We start from the raw sequence: 997 nt of genomic DNA, 5'->3' as shown, positions 1-997 counted from the left end.
CCGGCAGCGGTGTTATCGCGTACTGTCCGATTACTACTATCTGCTGAAAAAATGGGAGGCCGACAATTCTCCCCGGACACCGGAGGAAGAACCGCACCCCCGTTTTGTGGAAGCAATCCAGAAGAAAACCTATGTAGAGTACCTGTTGGACCTTTTTCTTTATGAAAGTGAAGAAGAACAAAAGGCATGGATTGCAGAACACACAGCAGAAATCACACATTTGGAAAGGAGATTGAAAATCATGGCTGAGAACAAACCCACCAACCGAGAGCGGCTAAGAGAAATCACAGATGGCATCGAGCAGGGGATCAAGGAACTGTTTGAGAGTGAAAAGTATATGCGCTATCTGTCCGTCATGTCCCGCTTCCACCGCTATTCGGTAAACAACACCATGCTCATCTATATGCAGAAGCCGGACGCTACATTGGTAGCCGGATACAATAAGTGGAAAGACCAGTTTGAGCGTCATGTAAAAAAGGGCGAGCATGGCATTACCATCATTGCTCCCACACCATATAAGAAGAAAATCGAGGAGCAGAAACTGGACCCGGATACCAAGGCTCCGATTTTGGATAAAGACGGAAAGATCGTCACAGAGGAAAAAGAAATCGAGATCCCCATGTTTCGCCCGGTCAAGGTCTTTGATGTGAGCCAGACCGACGGGAAACCTTTGCCTGAGCTTGCTTCCTCCCTTTCCGGCAATGTGCCAAATTATGAGGCATTCATGGAGGCTCTGCGCCGCAGTGCGCCGGTGCCGATCACTTTTGAAGCAATGGCCGCCGATACGGACGGCTATTTTTCTGCCGATCATCAGAAAATCGCCATTCGCCAGGGCATGAGTGAGGTGCAGACGGTTTCGGCCACAGTACACGAGATTGCCCACAGCAAGCTCCACAATCAGAAAAAGATTCAGATTGCCAATGACGAGCAATATCAGGAGATCGAGCTGTTTGATAAACCCGGTCTGTTCTCCAATGGGCGGATTGTCCGTGATAAT

Annotated in this window: 1 protein-coding gene; it reads left to right on the top strand. The window is 49.0% G+C overall.

The window, feature by feature from the left end:
• Window positions 1-997: ArdC-like ssDNA-binding domain-containing protein (locus GPK94_RS14350; RefSeq protein WP_252192666.1), on the top strand; the 997-nt coding region annotated here is incomplete at both ends.

It is taken from the genome of Pseudoflavonifractor sp. MCC625 (genome assembly GCF_018784545.1).
In the GTDB taxonomy this organism is placed as follows: domain Bacteria; phylum Bacillota; class Clostridia; order Oscillospirales; family Oscillospiraceae; genus Pseudoflavonifractor_A; species Pseudoflavonifractor_A gallinarum.
This window is presented reverse-complemented; position numbering and strand designations above follow the sequence as displayed.